Source organism: Bacillus sp. FJAT-45066, from assembly GCF_002335755.1.
GTDB classification, from domain to species: domain Bacteria; phylum Bacillota; class Bacilli; order Bacillales; family Bacillaceae_I; genus Bacillus_CD; species Bacillus_CD alkalisoli.
Genome location: NZ_NISQ01000001.1, coordinates 3020501 through 3037662, shown reverse-complemented (window position 1 = coordinate 3037662; position 17162 = coordinate 3020501). Strand labels below are relative to the sequence as shown.

The 17162-nt window shown below is 36.3% G+C and carries 17 protein-coding genes and 1 pseudogene; all 18 read left to right on the top strand.

Annotated features, from left to right (window positions below):
• The first annotated feature begins 94 nt into the window (after positions 1-94).
• The 18 genes and pseudogenes from ispE (at position 95) to CDZ92_RS15340 (ending at position 17142) form a co-directional block, all read left to right on the top strand.
• Positions 95-964, top strand: a complete 870-nt coding sequence (ispE, locus tag CDZ92_RS15425) for a 4-(cytidine 5'-diphospho)-2-C-methyl-D-erythritol kinase (RefSeq protein WP_096156079.1) — start codon at positions 95-97, stop codon at positions 962-964.
• A gap of 56 nt (positions 965-1020) precedes the next feature.
• Positions 1021-1851: a pur operon repressor gene (gene purR, locus CDZ92_RS15420; protein ID WP_096156078.1), complete on the top strand. Its 831-nt coding sequence runs from the start codon at positions 1021-1023 to the stop codon at positions 1849-1851.
• 68 nt (positions 1852-1919) lie between these two features.
• Entirely contained in the window at positions 1920-2294 is a 375-nt protein-coding gene (locus CDZ92_RS15415) for a RidA family protein (protein WP_096156076.1), read from the top strand.
• Positions 2295-2423: 129 nt separating this feature from the next.
• Positions 2424-2714 carry a septation regulator SpoVG gene (gene spoVG, locus CDZ92_RS15410; RefSeq protein ID WP_096156075.1) on the top strand — a complete coding sequence of 97 codons (291 nt, stop codon included), beginning with the start codon at positions 2424-2426 and terminating at the stop codon, positions 2712-2714.
• A gap of 315 nt (positions 2715-3029) precedes the next feature.
• A complete protein-coding gene (gene glmU, locus CDZ92_RS15405) occupies positions 3030-4400 on the top strand; it encodes a bifunctional UDP-N-acetylglucosamine diphosphorylase/glucosamine-1-phosphate N-acetyltransferase GlmU (RefSeq protein ID WP_096156073.1) in 1371 nt (456 codons plus the stop codon).
• A gap of 19 nt (positions 4401-4419) precedes the next feature.
• Complete coding sequence (locus CDZ92_RS15400; protein WP_096156072.1) at positions 4420-5373, top strand: ribose-phosphate diphosphokinase; 954 nt, start codon at positions 4420-4422, stop codon at positions 5371-5373.
• 105 nt (positions 5374-5478) lie between these two features.
• Positions 5479-6122 (top strand): annotated as a pseudogene (locus CDZ92_RS15395) (50S ribosomal protein L25/general stress protein Ctc).
• A gap of 182 nt (positions 6123-6304) precedes the next feature.
• Positions 6305-6865: an aminoacyl-tRNA hydrolase gene (gene pth / locus CDZ92_RS15390; RefSeq protein WP_096157025.1), complete on the top strand. Its 561-nt coding sequence runs from the start codon at positions 6305-6307 to the stop codon at positions 6863-6865.
• A 163-nt stretch (positions 6866-7028) separates the two neighbouring features.
• The gene (locus CDZ92_RS15385) at positions 7029-7259 is read left to right on the top strand and encodes an anti-sigma-F factor Fin family protein (protein WP_096156070.1); all 231 of its coding nucleotides are present in this window, start codon (positions 7029-7031) and stop codon (positions 7257-7259) included.
• Between the two features lie 74 nt (positions 7260-7333).
• Positions 7334-10873, top strand: coding sequence for a transcription-repair coupling factor (mfd, locus tag CDZ92_RS15380; RefSeq protein WP_096156068.1), 3540 nt, complete (start codon positions 7334-7336; stop codon positions 10871-10873).
• A gap of 215 nt (positions 10874-11088) precedes the next feature.
• A complete protein-coding gene (gene spoVT / locus CDZ92_RS15375) occupies positions 11089-11625 on the top strand; it encodes a stage V sporulation protein T (RefSeq protein ID WP_096156067.1) in 537 nt (178 codons plus the stop codon).
• A 248-nt stretch (positions 11626-11873) separates the two neighbouring features.
• The gene (locus CDZ92_RS15370; protein WP_096156065.1) at positions 11874-13466 is read left to right on the top strand and encodes a putative polysaccharide biosynthesis protein; all 1593 of its coding nucleotides are present in this window, start codon (positions 11874-11876) and stop codon (positions 13464-13466) included.
• Positions 13467-13480: 14 nt separating this feature from the next.
• Entirely contained in the window at positions 13481-14944 is a 1464-nt protein-coding gene (gene mazG, locus CDZ92_RS15365) for a nucleoside triphosphate pyrophosphohydrolase (RefSeq protein WP_096156063.1), read from the top strand.
• Positions 14945-14957: 13 nt separating this feature from the next.
• Positions 14958-15233, top strand: coding sequence for an RNA-binding S4 domain-containing protein (locus CDZ92_RS15360; protein ID WP_096156061.1), 276 nt, complete (start codon positions 14958-14960; stop codon positions 15231-15233).
• A 68-nt stretch (positions 15234-15301) separates the two neighbouring features.
• Positions 15302-15604, top strand: a complete 303-nt coding sequence (gene yabP / locus CDZ92_RS15355; RefSeq protein WP_096156059.1) for a sporulation protein YabP — start codon at positions 15302-15304, stop codon at positions 15602-15604.
• A complete protein-coding gene (gene yabQ / locus CDZ92_RS15350) occupies positions 15601-16236 on the top strand; it encodes a spore cortex biosynthesis protein YabQ (protein WP_096156058.1) in 636 nt (211 codons plus the stop codon). Before yabP ends, yabQ begins: the two co-directional genes overlap by 4 nt.
• A gap of 17 nt (positions 16237-16253) precedes the next feature.
• Positions 16254-16649 (top strand): FtsB family cell division protein, encoded by a 396-nt coding sequence (locus CDZ92_RS15345; protein WP_096156056.1) that lies wholly within the window; start codon positions 16254-16256, stop codon positions 16647-16649.
• Between the two features lie 76 nt (positions 16650-16725).
• The gene (locus CDZ92_RS15340) at positions 16726-17142 is read left to right on the top strand and encodes a S1 domain-containing RNA-binding protein (protein ID WP_096156054.1); all 417 of its coding nucleotides are present in this window, start codon (positions 16726-16728) and stop codon (positions 17140-17142) included.
• Positions 17143-17162: the final 20 nt, after the last annotated feature.

The following is a 17162-nucleotide window of genomic DNA, read 5'->3' as shown; positions in this document are numbered from 1 at the left end:
TTTCAGATTCGTACAAAAATACAAAGATATTTATCAGCAAGAATATGGTACAATACATAAATAAATTGGAGACGACTAAAGTAGGTGAACAATAGTGAGAGTATTAGAAAAAGCACCAGCGAAAATTAATTTATCGCTAGACGTGCTACATAAAAGACCAGATGGCTATCACGAAGTAGAAATGGTCATGACAACGATTGACTTAGCTGACCGAGTAGAATTAACTTCTAGAAAAGATGGAGTGATTCATATCGTGTCTCACAATCGTTTTGTACCAGACGACAACCGCAACTTGGCATATCAAGCTGCACAGCTATTAAAGGATAAATTTTCTATCACAGATGGTGTATCCATTTCTATCACTAAAACAATTCCTGTTGCAGCAGGCTTAGCAGGAGGAAGTAGTGATGCAGCAGCTACGCTAAGGGGACTAAATAGGTTGTGGAAACTAGGTCTTTCTTTAGATGACTTAGCGGAGATTGGCGCACAAATAGGTTCAGATGTTTCCTTTTGTGTATATGGTGGAACAGCTTTAGCAACTGGACGCGGGGAAATAATTAAGCCGATACCAGCTCCACCGCATTGCTGGGTCGTTTTGGCAAAACCTACTATCGGTGTATCAACTTCAGAAATATATGGCAATCTAGACGTTGAAAAGGTTGAGCACCCAGATGTTGCTGGGATGGTACAAGCCATTCAAAATGAAGATTATGACCAAGTGACAAGTTTGTTAGGCAATGCGTTAGAAACTGTTACATTAAAGTTATATCCAGAAGTAGCTAATATTAAAGATCAAATGAAGAAATTCGGAGCCGATGCCGTGTTAATGAGTGGAAGTGGACCTACCGTGTTTGGTTTAGTTCAACATGACTCTAGGATGCACCGAATTTATAATGGTTTAAGAGGATTTTGTGATCAAGTTTTTGCAGTTAGATTGATGGGGGAACAGAATAAGCTTGATTAAATCCGTATGATAATGTTATATTTTATTAAAACATTCGGATTTTAGGAGGAAGAACGATGAAATTACGTCGGAGTGGACGTCTCGTTGATATGACTCATTATTTATTGCAACACCCTCAAGTACTTGTTCCACTATCTTTGTTCGCTGATAGATATGGATCCGCAAAGTCGTCTATAAGTGAAGACCTTGGCATAGTTAAACAGACGTTTGAAGCGCAAGGTGTCGGTACACTTGTAACGATCCCTGGAGCTGCAGGAGGGGTGAAATTTATCCCTTCTGTTTCAAAAGAAGAGGCAGCAGAGGTTGTCAATAGCTTATGTGAGGCCATTGCAAAACCAGAGAGGCTTTTACCTGGTGGTTATTTGTACATGACAGACATATTAGGGAATCCTCGCCTGTTGAATAAAATTGGGAAAGTCTTTGCTACGGCTTTTAACGATAAAAAGGTTGACGTCATTATGACAATGGCAACGAAAGGAATTCCACTTGCTCATGCAGTAGCAAGCTTTTTAGATGTACCGGTAGTTATTGTTAGAAGAGATAGTAGAGTGACAGAAGGTTCCACTGTAAGCATTAACTATGTTTCCGGATCTTCTAAACGAATTCAAACGATGGTGCTTGCAAAAAGAAGTTTAGAAACAGGTGCCAACGTGTTAATTATTGATGACTTTATGAAAGCTGGAGGCACAGTAAACGGCATGGTAAACCTGCTTGGTGAGTTTCAAGCGAATTTGGCAGGAATCGGAGTACTGGTAGAATCGGAAAATATGGAAGAAAAATTAATTCGTGACTACATTTCCCTTGTTCAACTTGATAACGTGAATGAACTAGAAAAAAGCATTGAAGTAAAGCCAGGGAATTTATTAACATACTTAAATCAAAAATAAAGATGAGACAGTAATCTATCTATGGGATTACTGTTTTGTACATAAAAATCCTATACGAGGTGTTCACATTGAAAATTATTAATACAAAACTTGCACCAGAGGCAATTGGACCATATTCACAAGGTATTGTTGTAAATAACTTGTTTTACAGTTCAGGACAAATACCTTTAAAAGCGAATGGAGAATTAGTAACGGGAGATGTTCAAGAACAAACACATCAAGTCTTTGTAAATTTAAAAGCAGTATTAGAGAGTGCTGGAGCATCGCTAGAAACAGTCGTGAAGGCAACTGTATTTATTAAGGATATGAATGACTTTGCATCCATTAACGAAGTTTACGGAGAGTATTTTAGTAAGCATAAACCTGCACGTTCATGTGTGGAAGTTGCTAGATTACCAAAAGACGTACTTGTAGAAATTGAAGTAATTGCATTAGTAAAATAGGTAAAAAAATAAAAATCACCATAAAGTCCTAAATTTTCTAAAAATTTTTTAGAAATAAGAAGGATATTTTCATTTTTCCGAGAATTTATACTATTAAGTTTTTGTATAAGGGAAAAGGTGGTGAACATAATGGAAGTAACTGACGTAAGATTACGCCGCGTTAATACCGATGGTCGTATGAGAGCGATCGCATCTATTACACTTGATCATGAATTTGTTGTTCATGATATTCGAGTAATTGATGGTAATAATGGATTATTTGTAGCGATGCCAAGTAAACGCACTCCTGATGGAGAGTTCCGTGATATCGCTCACCCAATTAACTCTGGTACTCGTGGGAAAATTCAAGATGCGGTGTTAGCTGAATATCACCGAGTTGGCGAGTTAGAAGTTGAATTCGAAGAGGCTGGTGCTTCATAATCAATAAAACAAGCTGTTAGCGACTTGCTAGCAGTTTTTTTATGTTTAAATTTCCTCCATTACTGACTCCTTGCATATATTCAAATCAGTACACACGTCGTCAAAAACTCAAAAAAAATATGTAAAATAAATGTACTTTCATTATGTTTCTTGAAATGCCCTGCTATTTAGGATATATTCGTAATGGATAATTAGGTGATTCAATAGTTACAATGAGTTAGTTTCGGCTAAATTAGAAAACGAATTAAAGACTTTGGAGAACTGAATAGATATTCTTAACGAACTTTATATATTCATGTATAATGGAGGCGTAATATGTCGAAAAAATATGCAGTCATTTTAGCGGCCGGTCAAGGTACGCGAATGAAATCTAAACTATACAAAGTACTACACCCTGTATGTGGAAAACCTATGGTAGAACATGTAGTCGATCATGTCGCATCATTAAATTTCTCCAGTGTCGTAACGGTTGTGGGGCATGGTGCAGAATTAGTTAAAACACAACTTGGTGAACAAAGTGAATACGTTTTACAAGAAGAGCAACTTGGAACAGCACATGCTGTAATGCAAGCGGCTCCAATCTTAGAAGGAAAACAAGGTATTACGCTTGTAATTTGTGGTGACACGCCACTTATTACTCCTGAAACAATGGAAAAACTATTGGCTGAACATGATCGAACAAAAGCGAAAGCTACCATTCTTACATCATATGCCGAAGACCCAACTGGTTATGGAAGAATTATTCGAAACAGCTCAGGGTTAGTCGAAAAAATTGTAGAACATAAAGATGCTTCTGATGATGAAAGAAAGATTACAGAAATCAACACAGGTACGTATTGCTTTGACAATGAAGCATTATTTACAGCGTTAAAAAATGTATCTAATGATAATGTTCAAGGAGAGTACTACTTACCGGATGTAATCGAAATATTAAAGAATGAAGGCGAAATTGTTTCTGCCTACCAAACAATGAATCTAGATGAAACATTAGGTGTGAATGACCGTGTTGCTTTAGCTCTAGCTGAAAAAATTATGCGTGCTCGTATTAACAAAAAGCATATGGTAAATGGAGTAACCATTATTGATTCAGAAAACACTTATATTTCAGCGGATACTCTTATCGGTCGTGACACAATTGTTTACCCAGGTACATCAATAGAAGGAAAAACAGTTATTGGTGAAGATAATGTTATTGGACCTAATACAGAAATTAAAAATAGCAAGATAGGTAACAATACGAACATTAAACAATCCGTTATTCATGAAAGTGAAGTAGGTAATGAAGTAAATATTGGTCCATTTGCACATGTACGTCCCGATTCTGTTATCGGCAATGAAGTAAAGCTTGGTAACTTTGTAGAAGTGAAAAAGGCGACATTTGGTGATGGAAGTAAAGCAAGTCATTTGAGTTATATTGGTGATGCCGAAGTTGGAAAAGATGTAAACATCGGTTGTGGTTCTATTACTGTTAACTATGATGGCAAGAAAAAGTACTTAACAAAAATAGAAGATGGAGTGTTTGTTGGATGTAACTCTAACCTTGTAGCTCCTGTAACGGTAGGAAAAGGTGCATATGTAGCAGCCGGTTCCACTATTACAGAAGATGTTCCAGGGAATGCACTTTCCATTGCAAGAGCACGCCAAGTCAATAAAGAAGACTATGTAACGAAGCTTCATTCTAAATAAAAATTAGTGGAGGATAACAATGCCTTATAAATATGCTGGATCTAATCTTAAAATTTTCACTTTAAATTCTAATATCGCTTTAGCAGAGGAAATCGCTACTCACATCGGTGTTCCGCTGGGGAAATGTTCTGTAGCGCGTTTTAGTGATGGAGAAGTACAAATCAACATTGAAGAAAGTATTCGTGGTTGCGATGTTTTCGTTATTCAATCAACTAGTGCACCTGTTAACGAACATATCATGGAAACGCTTATTATGATTGATGCATTAAAGCGTGCATCTGCTAAAACAATTAATATCGTTATGCCTTATTACGGCTATGGTAGACAAGACCGTAAAGCGCGTGCTCGTGAGCCAATTACAGCGAAATTAGTAGCAAACTTATTAGAAACTGCTGGTGCTACTCGTGTGATTACATTAGATTTACATGCTCCACAAATTCAAGGTTTCTTTGACATCTTAATTGACCACCTGATGGGTGTACCAATTTTAGCGGAGTACTTTGAAAGCAAAGGATTAGAAGATATTGTTATCGTTTCTCCAGACCACGGCGGTGTTACTCGTGCAAGAAAGCTTGCTGATCGCCTGAAAGCACCAATTGCTATTATTGATAAGCGCAGACCTCGTCCAAATGTTGCAGAAGTAATGAATATCGTAGGTCATATTGAAGGACGTACAGCTATTTTAATAGATGATATGATTGATACAGCTGGTACGATTACATTAGCGGCAAACGCACTCATAGAAAACGGTGCAAAAGAAGTGTATGCATGTTGTACACATCCAGTACTTTCTGGACCAGCTATTGAGCGTATTGATAGCTCGAAAATTAAAGAATTAGTCGTTACGAATACAATTGCACTTTCTGAAGAAAAGAAAAGCTCAAAGATTACAGAACTATCTGTAGCCAAACTTATTTCTGAAGCAATCGTACGTGTTTATGAACAGAAATCTGTAAGTACGTTATTTGATTAAACGTATCTAACATATATAGTTGCAAACTTGTATGTTTAAGCTTCCTACATTTAGGGAAAGTTTTATATAGGACAAATCTATATAATGCGTAGGAAGGTGAATAGTATGAGTGCAACGTTACAAGCGGTGGAAAGAACACAGTTCAATAAATCTGCTAGAACAAAAACGAGACAAGATGGACACGTTCCAGCAGTTGTGTATGGGAATAATACTGATAATAAAGCAATCAGTGTGGATGGAATGATGGAAAAGAGTTTCTTAAAACAATCCGAAATGTAGGTCGAAACGGTATTATTACGCTAGAAATTGGATCAGACAAGCGTAAAGTTATGCTTTCTGACTACCAAACAGATCCATTAAAAGCTAGTGAATTTGTTCATCTCGACTTCCAGGTTGTAAACTTTAAGCAAGAAATTGATGTAGATGTGAATGTTGTTTTAACAGGTGAAGCCCAAGGTGTTAAAGATGGTGGAGTATTGCAACATGTATTGCACCAAGTTTCTGTAAAAACTTTACCAAACAATGTTCCGGAAGCAGTAGAAGTAGATATTTCAAACTTAGCTGTTAACGAAACGATAACAGTTGGGGATGTCCAAAGTTCTGGTAAGTACACGCTAAATCATAATGATGAAGAGGTTATTGCTTCCATCCTTCCTCCGAAACAAGAAGAGGAAATTGATAGTGGTGAAGAGCAAGAGCCTGGTGAACCAGAACTAGTAGAAGGTAGAGAAAATAAAGAAGAGGCGTAACCTTTTAGGTTGCGTCTTTTGTCTATTTACAGTAATGTTTTCAATATGGAATAAAACCGATGCTTTTAAAGTACAAGGGAAAAAATAATAAGACTAAAGTAAACATGGAGGTCTTCTTTATGTTCCAAAAACTACGTACCCTTTTTGCCAAAAAGGAAGAAGAAGAAGTAGGAGGAGTAGGAATGAAGCTTTTTGTAGGACTAGGGAATCCAGGTCTACAATATGATCAAACACGCCATAATATTGGATTTATGGTAATAGATGAATTAGCAAAGCGCTGGAACATCCCTTTAACACAATCAAAGTTTAAAGGCGCGTTTGGACATGGAATGGTTCAAGGAGAAAAAGTATTATTAGTGAAACCATTAACGTATATGAACTTATCAGGAGAGTGTATAAGGCCGTTAATGGACTTTTATAAAGTAGATATAGAAGACATATATGTAATCTATGACGATCTCGATCTTCCAGTAGGAAAATTACGACTACGTCAAAAAGGAAGTGCTGGCGGACATAACGGTATTAAATCGCTTTTACAGCACCTACATACGCAAGAGTTTAATCGAATCCGAATGGGGATTTCACGTCCTCAAAACGGTCAATCTGTTTCTGATTATGTATTAGGAAAGTTTACTTCAGAAGAGTTAGCAGTCATGAAGGATTCTATGCAAAAGGCATCTGACGCATGTGAAGAATCACTGAAAACAGAATTTTTACAAGTCATGAACAACTTTAATAAGTGAGTGAATTTTATATTGTTGAAACACTTTTCGTATAACGAATAATAAAACGAATTTCAGTAAACGACCGTAATTATAATGTAATTACAGTAATACAATAACTAATAGCCGTATAACATTGGCTCCTCCTGTTTATACTAATCTTAAAAAGTGCGGGAGGACTAAGATGGCTATTCATTATCATTGTAGACATTGTAGTTGTAAGGTTGGCTCAATTGAAAACTCAAGTATTTATGCAGAAACATTAGGATTTCATCAACTGTCAGCGGATGAAAGAAAAGAAATGATCAATTACCAACAAAATGGTGATATACATGTACAAACAATTTGTGAAGATTGTCAGGAGGCACTCGATAGATATCCTGAGTTCCACGAATACGAATCTTTTATACAGTAAACATTTGCTTTGGTTGAAGCCAAAGCCTTTTTGTGTATCAGCATGTACAAGGTAAGAGAGGGGGAAGAAGCTAAATGAATAATATAATTTCTTATTTTACAGAAAATGATGACTTTCAATCTGTCGTTGTAGGGTTAGAAGAAGGATTAAGAGAGCAACTAATATCCGGTCTATCAGGCTCTGCACGAACGTTGTTTGCTGCATCTATTTATGAGAAAACGGATAAACCGATGTTAATAGTGACTCATAACTTATTTCATGCTCAAAAAATATATGAAGACTTATCTAATTTAATTGAAGATGACAGGCTTTTCCTTTTTCCAGTAAACGATGTGTTAGCTGCTGAAATTAGTATAGCTAGTCCTGAACTGAAAGCGCAAAGAATAGACGCGCTAAACCATTTAGCTTCACGTAAGCGAGGGGTTGTCATTGCACCTATTGCGGGTTTGAAGAGAATACTACCTACAGTGGAACGTTGGAATTCTTCTATTATTAAGTTTGAAGTCGGAAAAGTAATTGATATTGAGAAGTTAACAAATGAGTTAGTTAACCTTGGATATGAGCGAGTATCCTTGGTTGCAACTCCAGGAAACTTCAGTATACGTGGAGGAATCATTGATATATATCCACTAACAGAAGAAAATCCTATTCGAATAGAGCTGTTTGATGACGAAATAGATTCCATTCGTTTTTTTTCTGCAGAAGATCAACGTTCTTTAAAGAGCATAACCTCCATCCAGGTGGGACCAGCTGAGGAAATTTTATTTACACCTGGTGAAATTCAAAATGGAGCGGAAAAATTAAAAGAGTGCTTAGCATCTACATTAAAAAAAGTAAAGAATGAGAAAGTTAAACAACTTTTGTCAGAAAACATTTCCTACGAAATCGAAATGTTCCAAAGTGGCAATGTCATTAAAGAAGTATATAAATATATGTCGTTTTTCTATGAAAAACCAAGTAGTTTACTAGATTACTTATCGACTGGTGGAATTGTTTTATATGACGAAATTGCCAGAATTCAAGAAAGCGCGGATAGTTTAGATAAGGAAGAAGCAGAGTGGCTTGTTGAATTATTAGCAGAAGGAAAAGTAGTACAGGATATTACGTTTTCCCATTCTTTTTCAAAGTTGTTGCAAAATAAATCAACGTTTGCCATTTATTTATCGTTATTTTTACGTCATGTTGCACATACACACCCAGAAAATCTTGTGAATTTCTCTTCTAAGTCGATGCAGCATTTTCATGGTCAAATGCATTTGTTAAAAAGTGAAGTAGATCGGTGGAAAAAATCAAATTATGCGATTCTCGTACTTGGACCTAATTCGGATCGTTTAGAGAAATTATCTACAACTTTAACAGATTATGGATTAGATATGCGAATCATCTCAGCAGATTCTTCTTTTGCACATGGCCAAATTCAGTTGGTAGAGGGAGATTTACAATCTGGTTTTGAACTTCCAATGCAAAAGTTAGCTGTTATTACAGAAGAAGAACTATTTAAGAAAAAAGCTAAAAAACCTCAAAAACGACAAAAGCTATCGAATGCAGAACGAATTAAAACGTATTCGGAATTAAATGTCGGGGACCACGTTGTTCACGTGAATCATGGTATAGGTAAGTATTTAGGTATTGAAACACTTGTCATAAACGGCATTCATAAAGATTACATGCATCTTAAGTATCAAGGTACAGATAAGTTGTATGTACCAGTTGAGCAAATTGACCAAGTCCAGAAATTTGTAGGATCAGAAGGAAAAGAGCCGAAAGTTTATAAACTAGGTGGTAACGATTGGAAAAAAGTAAAGAGAAAAGTTGAGTCTTCTGTACAAGATATTGCAGATGATTTAATTAAACTGTATGCCGAAAGAGAAGCTAGTATTGGATTTGCTTTTTCACCGGATAGCGAACAACAGCGTGAATTTGAAGAAAGCTTTGCATATAAAGAAACAGACGACCAAATGCGTTCCATTATTGAAATCAAAAAAGACATGGAAAATGAACGACCGATGGACCGCTTATTATGTGGTGACGTTGGATACGGGAAAACGGAAGTTGCTATTCGCGCTGCGTTTAAAGCAATTATTGATGAAAAACAGGTGGCAATCTTAGTGCCAACGACTATTCTTGCCCAACAACATTATGAAACAATCCGTGAACGCTTCCAAGACCATGCGATTAATATTGGATTATTAAGCCGATTCCGTTCCCGAAAACAACAAACGGAAACGATGAAAGGCCTAGAACGAGGCACGATAGATATCGTAGTAGGAACACACCGATTATTATCAAAAGACATTAAGTATAAAGACCTAGGCTTGTTAATTGTAGATGAAGAACAGCGCTTTGGTGTGACGCATAAAGAAAAGATAAAAAAAATGAAGGCTAATATTGATGTATTAACCTTAACGGCAACACCAATTCCGAGAACATTGCATATGTCTATGCTTGGAGTGCGTGATTTATCTGTTATTGAAACACCACCAGAAAACCGCTTCCCAGTTCAAACATATGTAATGGAGTATAACGGCTCTTTAGTTAAAGAATCGATAGAACGTGAACTTGCTCGTGATGGCCAAGTGTATTTTCTCTACAATCGAGTAGAAGACATTGAGAGAAAAGCAGAAGAAATATCGATGCTTGTACCTGAAGCGCGCGTTATTGCGGCTCACGGCAGGATGACCGAAAATGAATTAGAATCGGTTATGTTGCAGTTTTTAGAAGGAGAAGCGGATGTATTAGTAAGTACAACTATTATTGAAACAGGCGTAGACATTCCAAATGTAAATACATTAATCGTTTTCGATGCAGATCGAATGGGTCTTTCCCAATTGTATCAGTTGCGTGGAAGAGTAGGGCGCTCGAACCGTGTTGCATATGCCTACTTTACCTATCGTAAAGATAAAGTATTAACAGAAGTTGCAGAAAAAAGATTACAAGCGATTAAAGAATTTACGGAGCTTGGATCAGGATTTAAAATTGCCATGCGAGATTTGTCCATTCGAGGCGCAGGAAACTTATTAGGATCTCAGCAACACGGATTTATTGATTCAGTTGGTTTTGACTTGTACTCTCAAATGTTAAAAGAAGCAATTGACCAACGAAAAGGCATAGACACAGCGGATACTAGACGCCATATAGAAATAGATGTAGAAGTCGATGCTTACTTACCTGATAAATATATTTCCGATAGTCGTCAAAAAATTGATATGTATAAACGATTCCGAGGGGTAAACTCAGTAGAAGATGTGGCTGAGTTAAAAGAAGAGTTAGTGGACCGCTTCGGTGACTATCCGGATGAAGTGGCATATTTACTTGCGATCGCTGAAATAAAAATGCTTGGTCTAGCTGAACAGGTAGACCAAGTGAAGCAAATAAAAGACGATGTTCATATTCTTTTCTCAGAAGAAGTGTCCACACAATTAAATCCATTCATTCGTGAAATCGTCGCTTTAATGGACAAATTTGGTAGAGGTGTTAATCCGAGTTCTGATGGAGCAAAATTTAAAATCGTTATCCAAATAAAAGGGAAAACAACCGGTGAATGGCTTTCTATTGTAAGAGGGTTGCTTGAAGGGGTTGCAAACATTAAGCGTAGGAAAGTTAGTGTTTCTTAAGATAAAAATGTTTAAGTATGTCTAATATTGTCTATATAAATACTGGGGGATTTTACAATTAGAAAAAAACTTTTCCAACATGTATATAAACATTTACTTGTAAGATACTAACTTCAAACAAAGGTGAATTCTTCAATAAAAGGGCAAGTTGATCAATTCCACCAAATTTTACTCATCTCTTTTTATCATCAGATGAAGGAGGCAACCGAAGACAAATGAAAGCAACTGGTATTGTTCGACGTATTGATGATTTAGGTAGGGTTGTAATTCCAAAAGAAATTAGAAGAACATTGCGAATCCGTGAGGGAGACCCTCTTGAAATTTTTGTGGATCGTGATGGCGAAGTAATCTTGAAGAAGTACTCACCAATTAGTGAATTAGGTGATTTTGCTAAAGAGTACGCTGAAGCATTGTACGATAGTTTAGGACAACCTGTTCTAATCTGTGATCGTGATACTTTTATAGCAGTAGCTGGTAGCTCAAAAAAGGAATATTTAAATAAAAGTGTCAGTGACATCATCGAACGTGCTATGGAAGAAAGAAGTTCAATTATAAAAACAGATGAACAGCAAGCAGCAATAGTAGATGGACATGTTGAGACGATTGCATCTTACACAATTGGCCCAATTGTTGCAAATGGAGATCCTATCGGTGCAGTAGTGATTATGTCAAAAGACAAATCACTTGGCGAGGTAGAGCAAAAAGCAGTCGAAACAGCAGCAGGATTTTTAGCAAGGCAAATGGAATCATAGAAATAAAAGCAAAAAAAGATAGCATCCGGTAACCAATAGCCGTGTTGCTATCTTTTTTTGTGGCGAGAAAGTGTTTGGAAATCAACAGAAACCTTTAACACAGCCACAATATTATATCTGCCGAAAAAAATTTATATAAGACTCCACATTTTTCTTAGCCTATAAATATGTAACTTACCTGCTCTTATCTAGGAATGATATAATGAATAAATTGTAAGCTATAAACATCAAGGTTAGGCGGGGAATTTATGGGGAGCATTCAATCCCAGAACGATTTAAAAAATGCATGGCGAGGAGCCATGATTCTAACTGTAGCGGGAATAATAACGAAAATATTAAGTGCCGGTTACCGTATTCCTTTTCAAAATATTGTCGGCGATGTAGGATTTTATATATACCAGCAAGTCTATCCTTTTTATGGAGTCGCCTTAATTCTTTCTATATATGGATTTCCAGTAGTCATCTCTAAATTAGTTGCAGAACAACCTTTAGCAGAAAGAAGAGCAGCCATACATAAAATAATGAATGTATCCTTTATTTTGCTCTCTTTCTTAGGTCTCCTATTGTTTATTAGCCTATACGTTGGGGCACGTGAAATAGCTATCCTAATGGGAGATGTTAGACTAACATCCATCATAAAAGTTACATCCTTTACTTTTTTAATTTTACCGATTGTATCAACGTTACGAGGTGCTTTTCAAGGCGAAAACAATATGACACCTACCGCCGTTTCACAAGTGTCAGAACAGTTTTTTCGGGTGTTGTTTATTATTGGTGCTTCATATTTCTTACTAGTAAAAGGTGAGAGTTTGTATACTATCGGAGCGGGGGCAATGCTCGGATCTGTAGTAGGTGGAATCGTCGCACTGGTTCTTCTGTTATTTTTATGGAGAAAATATAAAAGGAACGAAGAAGGGAAAGAGAAAACGACTCTTACAACGCTAGAAATAAGCAAAGTATTATTCATACAAGGGTTTACCATTTGTATTAGTAGTTTGTTGTTAATATTGCTACAAATGATAGATGCATTTACGATATATGCCATACTCATTCAAACAGGAATCGAAGAAGAGCTGGCGAAACAGTTAAAAGGAAGTTACGACAGAGGGCAACCACTTATCCAGTTAGGTACTGTCGTAGCGACAGCTTTCTCGTTATCACTTGTTCCTTTAATTACCATCGCTAAAGGGAAAAACGATCAACAACTGATAAAGGATAAAGTATCTTTATCTATACGTGTATCCATACTTATTGGCTTAGGTGCCTCTTTTGGTTTAGCGTTGTTAATTGGTCCAATTAACACGATGCTGTTTAAAAATAGCTTTAGTTCGGATGTTTTATTCGTCTTAAGCTTTTCTATCCTTTTTAGCAGTATAGCTCTAACAGCAGCGGCTATTTTACATGGTTTGAACAAACCACTGTTACCAGCAGGTTTTGTATTAATAGGGGTAGGGGCGAAATGGATAATGAATGTAGGGCTTGTTCCAGTCTACGGAACGCTAGGGGCTGCGTTTAGTACGGTTTTGGCCTTGGCGGTTGTTGCCTTCTTATTAATAATGTCGGTTAAAAAGAGGACAGGTGTAGCGATTTGGAACACCTCACATGTTTATACTTTAGGAAAAGCCGTTATACTAATGACTATTCTATTAGTGGCTTACATGCAAGTAACAAGCCTCCTACAATGGGATGGTAGACTTAGTGCAACCATTATTGCATTTATCGGTGTATTCCTTGGTGGAGCAATATATTTAGTTACCATACTAAGAAGTTCATTTTTCCAGGAAAAAGAACTATCACTACTACCACTAGGAAACAAAATCACATTCTTGTTAAAAAAATAAAGAGGGTGTCATAAATGAAACAAATTACAGTCATTGGACTAGGTGCAGGAGACTTAGAACAGCTCCCACTCGGAATATATAAGATATTAAAAGCAAGCACACGACTATTTTTAAGAACAAAGGATCACCCTGTTGTACGTACCTTAGAAGAAGAAGGTATTACATATGAATCATTTGATTCTATTTACGAAATGCATGACTCTTTTGAAAAAGTTTACGATAACATTGTAAACTTATTACTAGATCTAAGCGCTCAAGGACCGCTTATCTATGCTGTACCAGGACATCCACTTGTAGCAGAAAAAACAGTTCAACTACTCCTAGAATTAGAAAGGAATGGAAGAGTTGAACTAGAAATAAAAGGCGGACAAAGCTTTTTGGATCCATTATTTACTGCTGTCGGTCTGGATCCAATAGATGGATTTCAGTTATTAGATGGAACTAGTTTATTAAAAGAAGAAATTCAACCAACACAAGCTTTAATTATCGGACAAGTGTATGATGCATTTATTGCTTCAGAGGTAAAGTTAACACTAATGGAGATCTATCCAGATGACTTTGAAGTAAAGCTTGTTACTGCAGCTGGAACGAAAGAAGAAGCGGTACAATCTGTGCCTCTTTATGAATTAGATAGGGTAACATCTTTAAATAATTTAACAAGCGTTTATGTACCAAGGGTGGAAGATGAAAAGATTCTTTATAAACAATTCTCTTCTTTCCGTCAGACAATAGCTACATTAAGAGGTCCAAATGGCTGTCCTTGGGACCAAAAACAAACACATGAATCATTAAAGCGCTATCTAATTGAAGAAACATATGAGTTGTTAGATGCTATTAACAATGAAGATGTCGATGGTATGATGGAGGAACTAGGCGACGTACTTTTACAAGTACTGTTACATGCCCAAATCGGAGAAGATGAAGGGTACTTCAGTATCGATGATGTAATTGAAACCATTAATGAAAAGATGGTAAGGCGCCATCCGCATGTTTTTGGAGATATTACTGTTGAAAATGACGAAGAGGTCGTTTCTAATTGGGAAGAAATAAAAAAAGTAGAAAAGGCAGAAAGACAAGATGAGTCACTATTAGATAGTGTTGCAAGAAGCTTACCCGCTTTATCTAGAGCACTACATTTACAAAAGAAAGCGGGAAAAGTTGGCTTTGATTGGCAGGATGATGCCCCAATGTGGGCGAAGATAGAAGAGGAGATCTTAGAGCTTAAAGAAGAGCTGAAGAATAATAGTGATGAGAAATTAGTGATGGTAGAGTTTGGAGATTTACTATTTGCATTTGTAAATATTGCAAGGTTTTATGCTATTGAGCCAGAAGATGCATTACATGCAACAAACGAAAAATTTTACAAAAGGTTTTGTTATATAGAAGATAAGGTAAGAAATAAAGGAAAAGTAATGACAGATTTATCATTAGAAGAGCTAGATGCAATTTGGGAAGAAGCAAAAAGAGAAGGCTTGTAAGGGGGAATATTAAATGAGATTAGATAAATTTTTAAAAGTTTCAAGGATTATTAAAAGAAGGACACTAGCAAAAGAAGTAGCGGAAAAAGGAAGAATCTACATTAATGGAAATCAAGCGAAAGCTAGTAGTTCCGTTAAAGGTGGAGATGAATTAACGATCCATTTTGGCCAAAAAGTTGTAACCGCAAGGATCGAAACTATTAAAGAAAATGCCAAGAAAGAAGAAGCTTCCATGATGTATACAATTCTAAAAGAAGAGCGAGTTAGTTTAGACGAACAACAATTGTAAGGGCTTGTTCTAAATATTTATCCCTCTCATATATATGTACTATTAATGTTTAATAGTGAGGGATGAATATGAACCAATATTATGAAGCGAATAACGCAAACAAAAGTGTTCAAGAACAAGACATCATTATGCGCAGTAGAAGACTTCTAGATATTACAGGTGTTAAGCAAGTAGAAAGCTTTGATAACGAAGAATTTTTACTTGAAACAGTTATGGGCTTTTTAGCGGTGAGAGGTCAAAATTTACAGATGAAAAATTTAGATGTAGATAAAGGGGTAGTTTCCATTAAAGGAAAAATTATGGAGATTATTTACTTAGACGATGCTCACGCGGAGAAAGCTAAAGGATTCTTTAGTAAGTTGTTCAAATGAGTTTAACGGTTCAATTTTATACGATGATCGCGATGATTGGTGTCGGTGTTTGGCTTGGAATAGCCATTGATACTTACAACCGATTTTTAAAGCGGGAAAATAGAGCCAAATGGATTGTTTTTGCTAACGACATTTTATTTTGGCTCTTGCAAGGTTTAGTTGCCTTTTATGTTTTGTTGCTAGTCAACGAAGGAGAATTGAGATTTTATATATTAATTGCCTTAGTTTGTGGATTTGCAGCCTATCAAGCTTTATTGAAATACGTATATTTAAGCTTATTAGAGACGGTTATCCAGATTACAATAGCTATCTACCAATTCATATACAAGCTAGTTATGACAGTAATAGTTAAGCCAATAAAATGGATCGTACAAGCTATAATAGCCACTTTACTATTCCTTTTGCACGTACTGTATTCTATTGGGAAGTTTTTAGTAAAATTTATCTGGAAAACTTTCATCCTATTGACTCTTCCAATAAAATGGCTTTTCGTGTTAATATGGAAGTTGTTACCGAGAAAAATGACAGATTTTCTACTAAAAACGAGAAAACAATTTGCAGGATATTTAGTTCGTGGAAAGAACTTTTTAATAAAGCTAGTAAAACATGCAAAGAAGATTTGGAAGCGCTAGGAAGGAGCTGAGGATACATGAGCGCGACTAACAAAGAAAAGGTTACTAGATTTCAATCAACCTACTCACAAGAAAAAGAAGAACAACAACGAAAACAAGCTAAAAAGCGAAAAGGGCTAATGATGAGACTAGCATTTTTTTTCGCAGTCGTGCTAATGACTACAGGCTTCTTGGGGAAATCTTATTTAGATCAGCGTGTCTTACTCAATGAAAAGTTAGAGCAAAAAGTCGCGTTGCAAAAAGAGTTAGCCCAACTAGAAAAAGAACAACAATTTTTAGAAGAAGAAATTGTAAAACTAAATGATGACGAGTATATCGCAAAAATTTTGCGACGAGATTATTTTATGTCAGAAGAGGGCGAAATCATCTTTAGAGTCACAGAAGATTCAACAGATGGGTCTTCGTCTTATTGACACATTAAAATTAGTCTAGTTATAATGTAGTATAAGAGTCTTATTTTTTATGATTTTAAGGAGGAGCATTTTTTTTATGTCAATCGAAGTAGGCAGCAAGTTACAAGGTAAAGTAACAGGAATAACTAATTTTGGGGCGTTTGTGGAGCTGCCAGGTGGTATCACTGGTCTTGTTCACATTAGTGAAGTCGCAGATAATTATGTAAAAGATATTAATGAACACCTTAAAGTAGGCGATGAGGTGAAAGTAAAAGTCATTAATGTCGAAAAAGACGGCAAGATCGGCTTATCCATTAAAAAGGCAAGCGATACGTACCGTGAACCAGAAAAGCGCTCTCACCAACCGCGCCCGAAAAAACGCGAAGAAGTTCGTCCTAAAGAGAATTTCGAACAAAAAATGGCACGATTCCTTAAGGATAGCGAAGATCGTCTTACTACTTTAAAGCGCAGCACAGAATCTAAACGTGGTGGCCGCGGAGCAAGAAGAGGGTAACTTGCTGCTGAACTAACTAT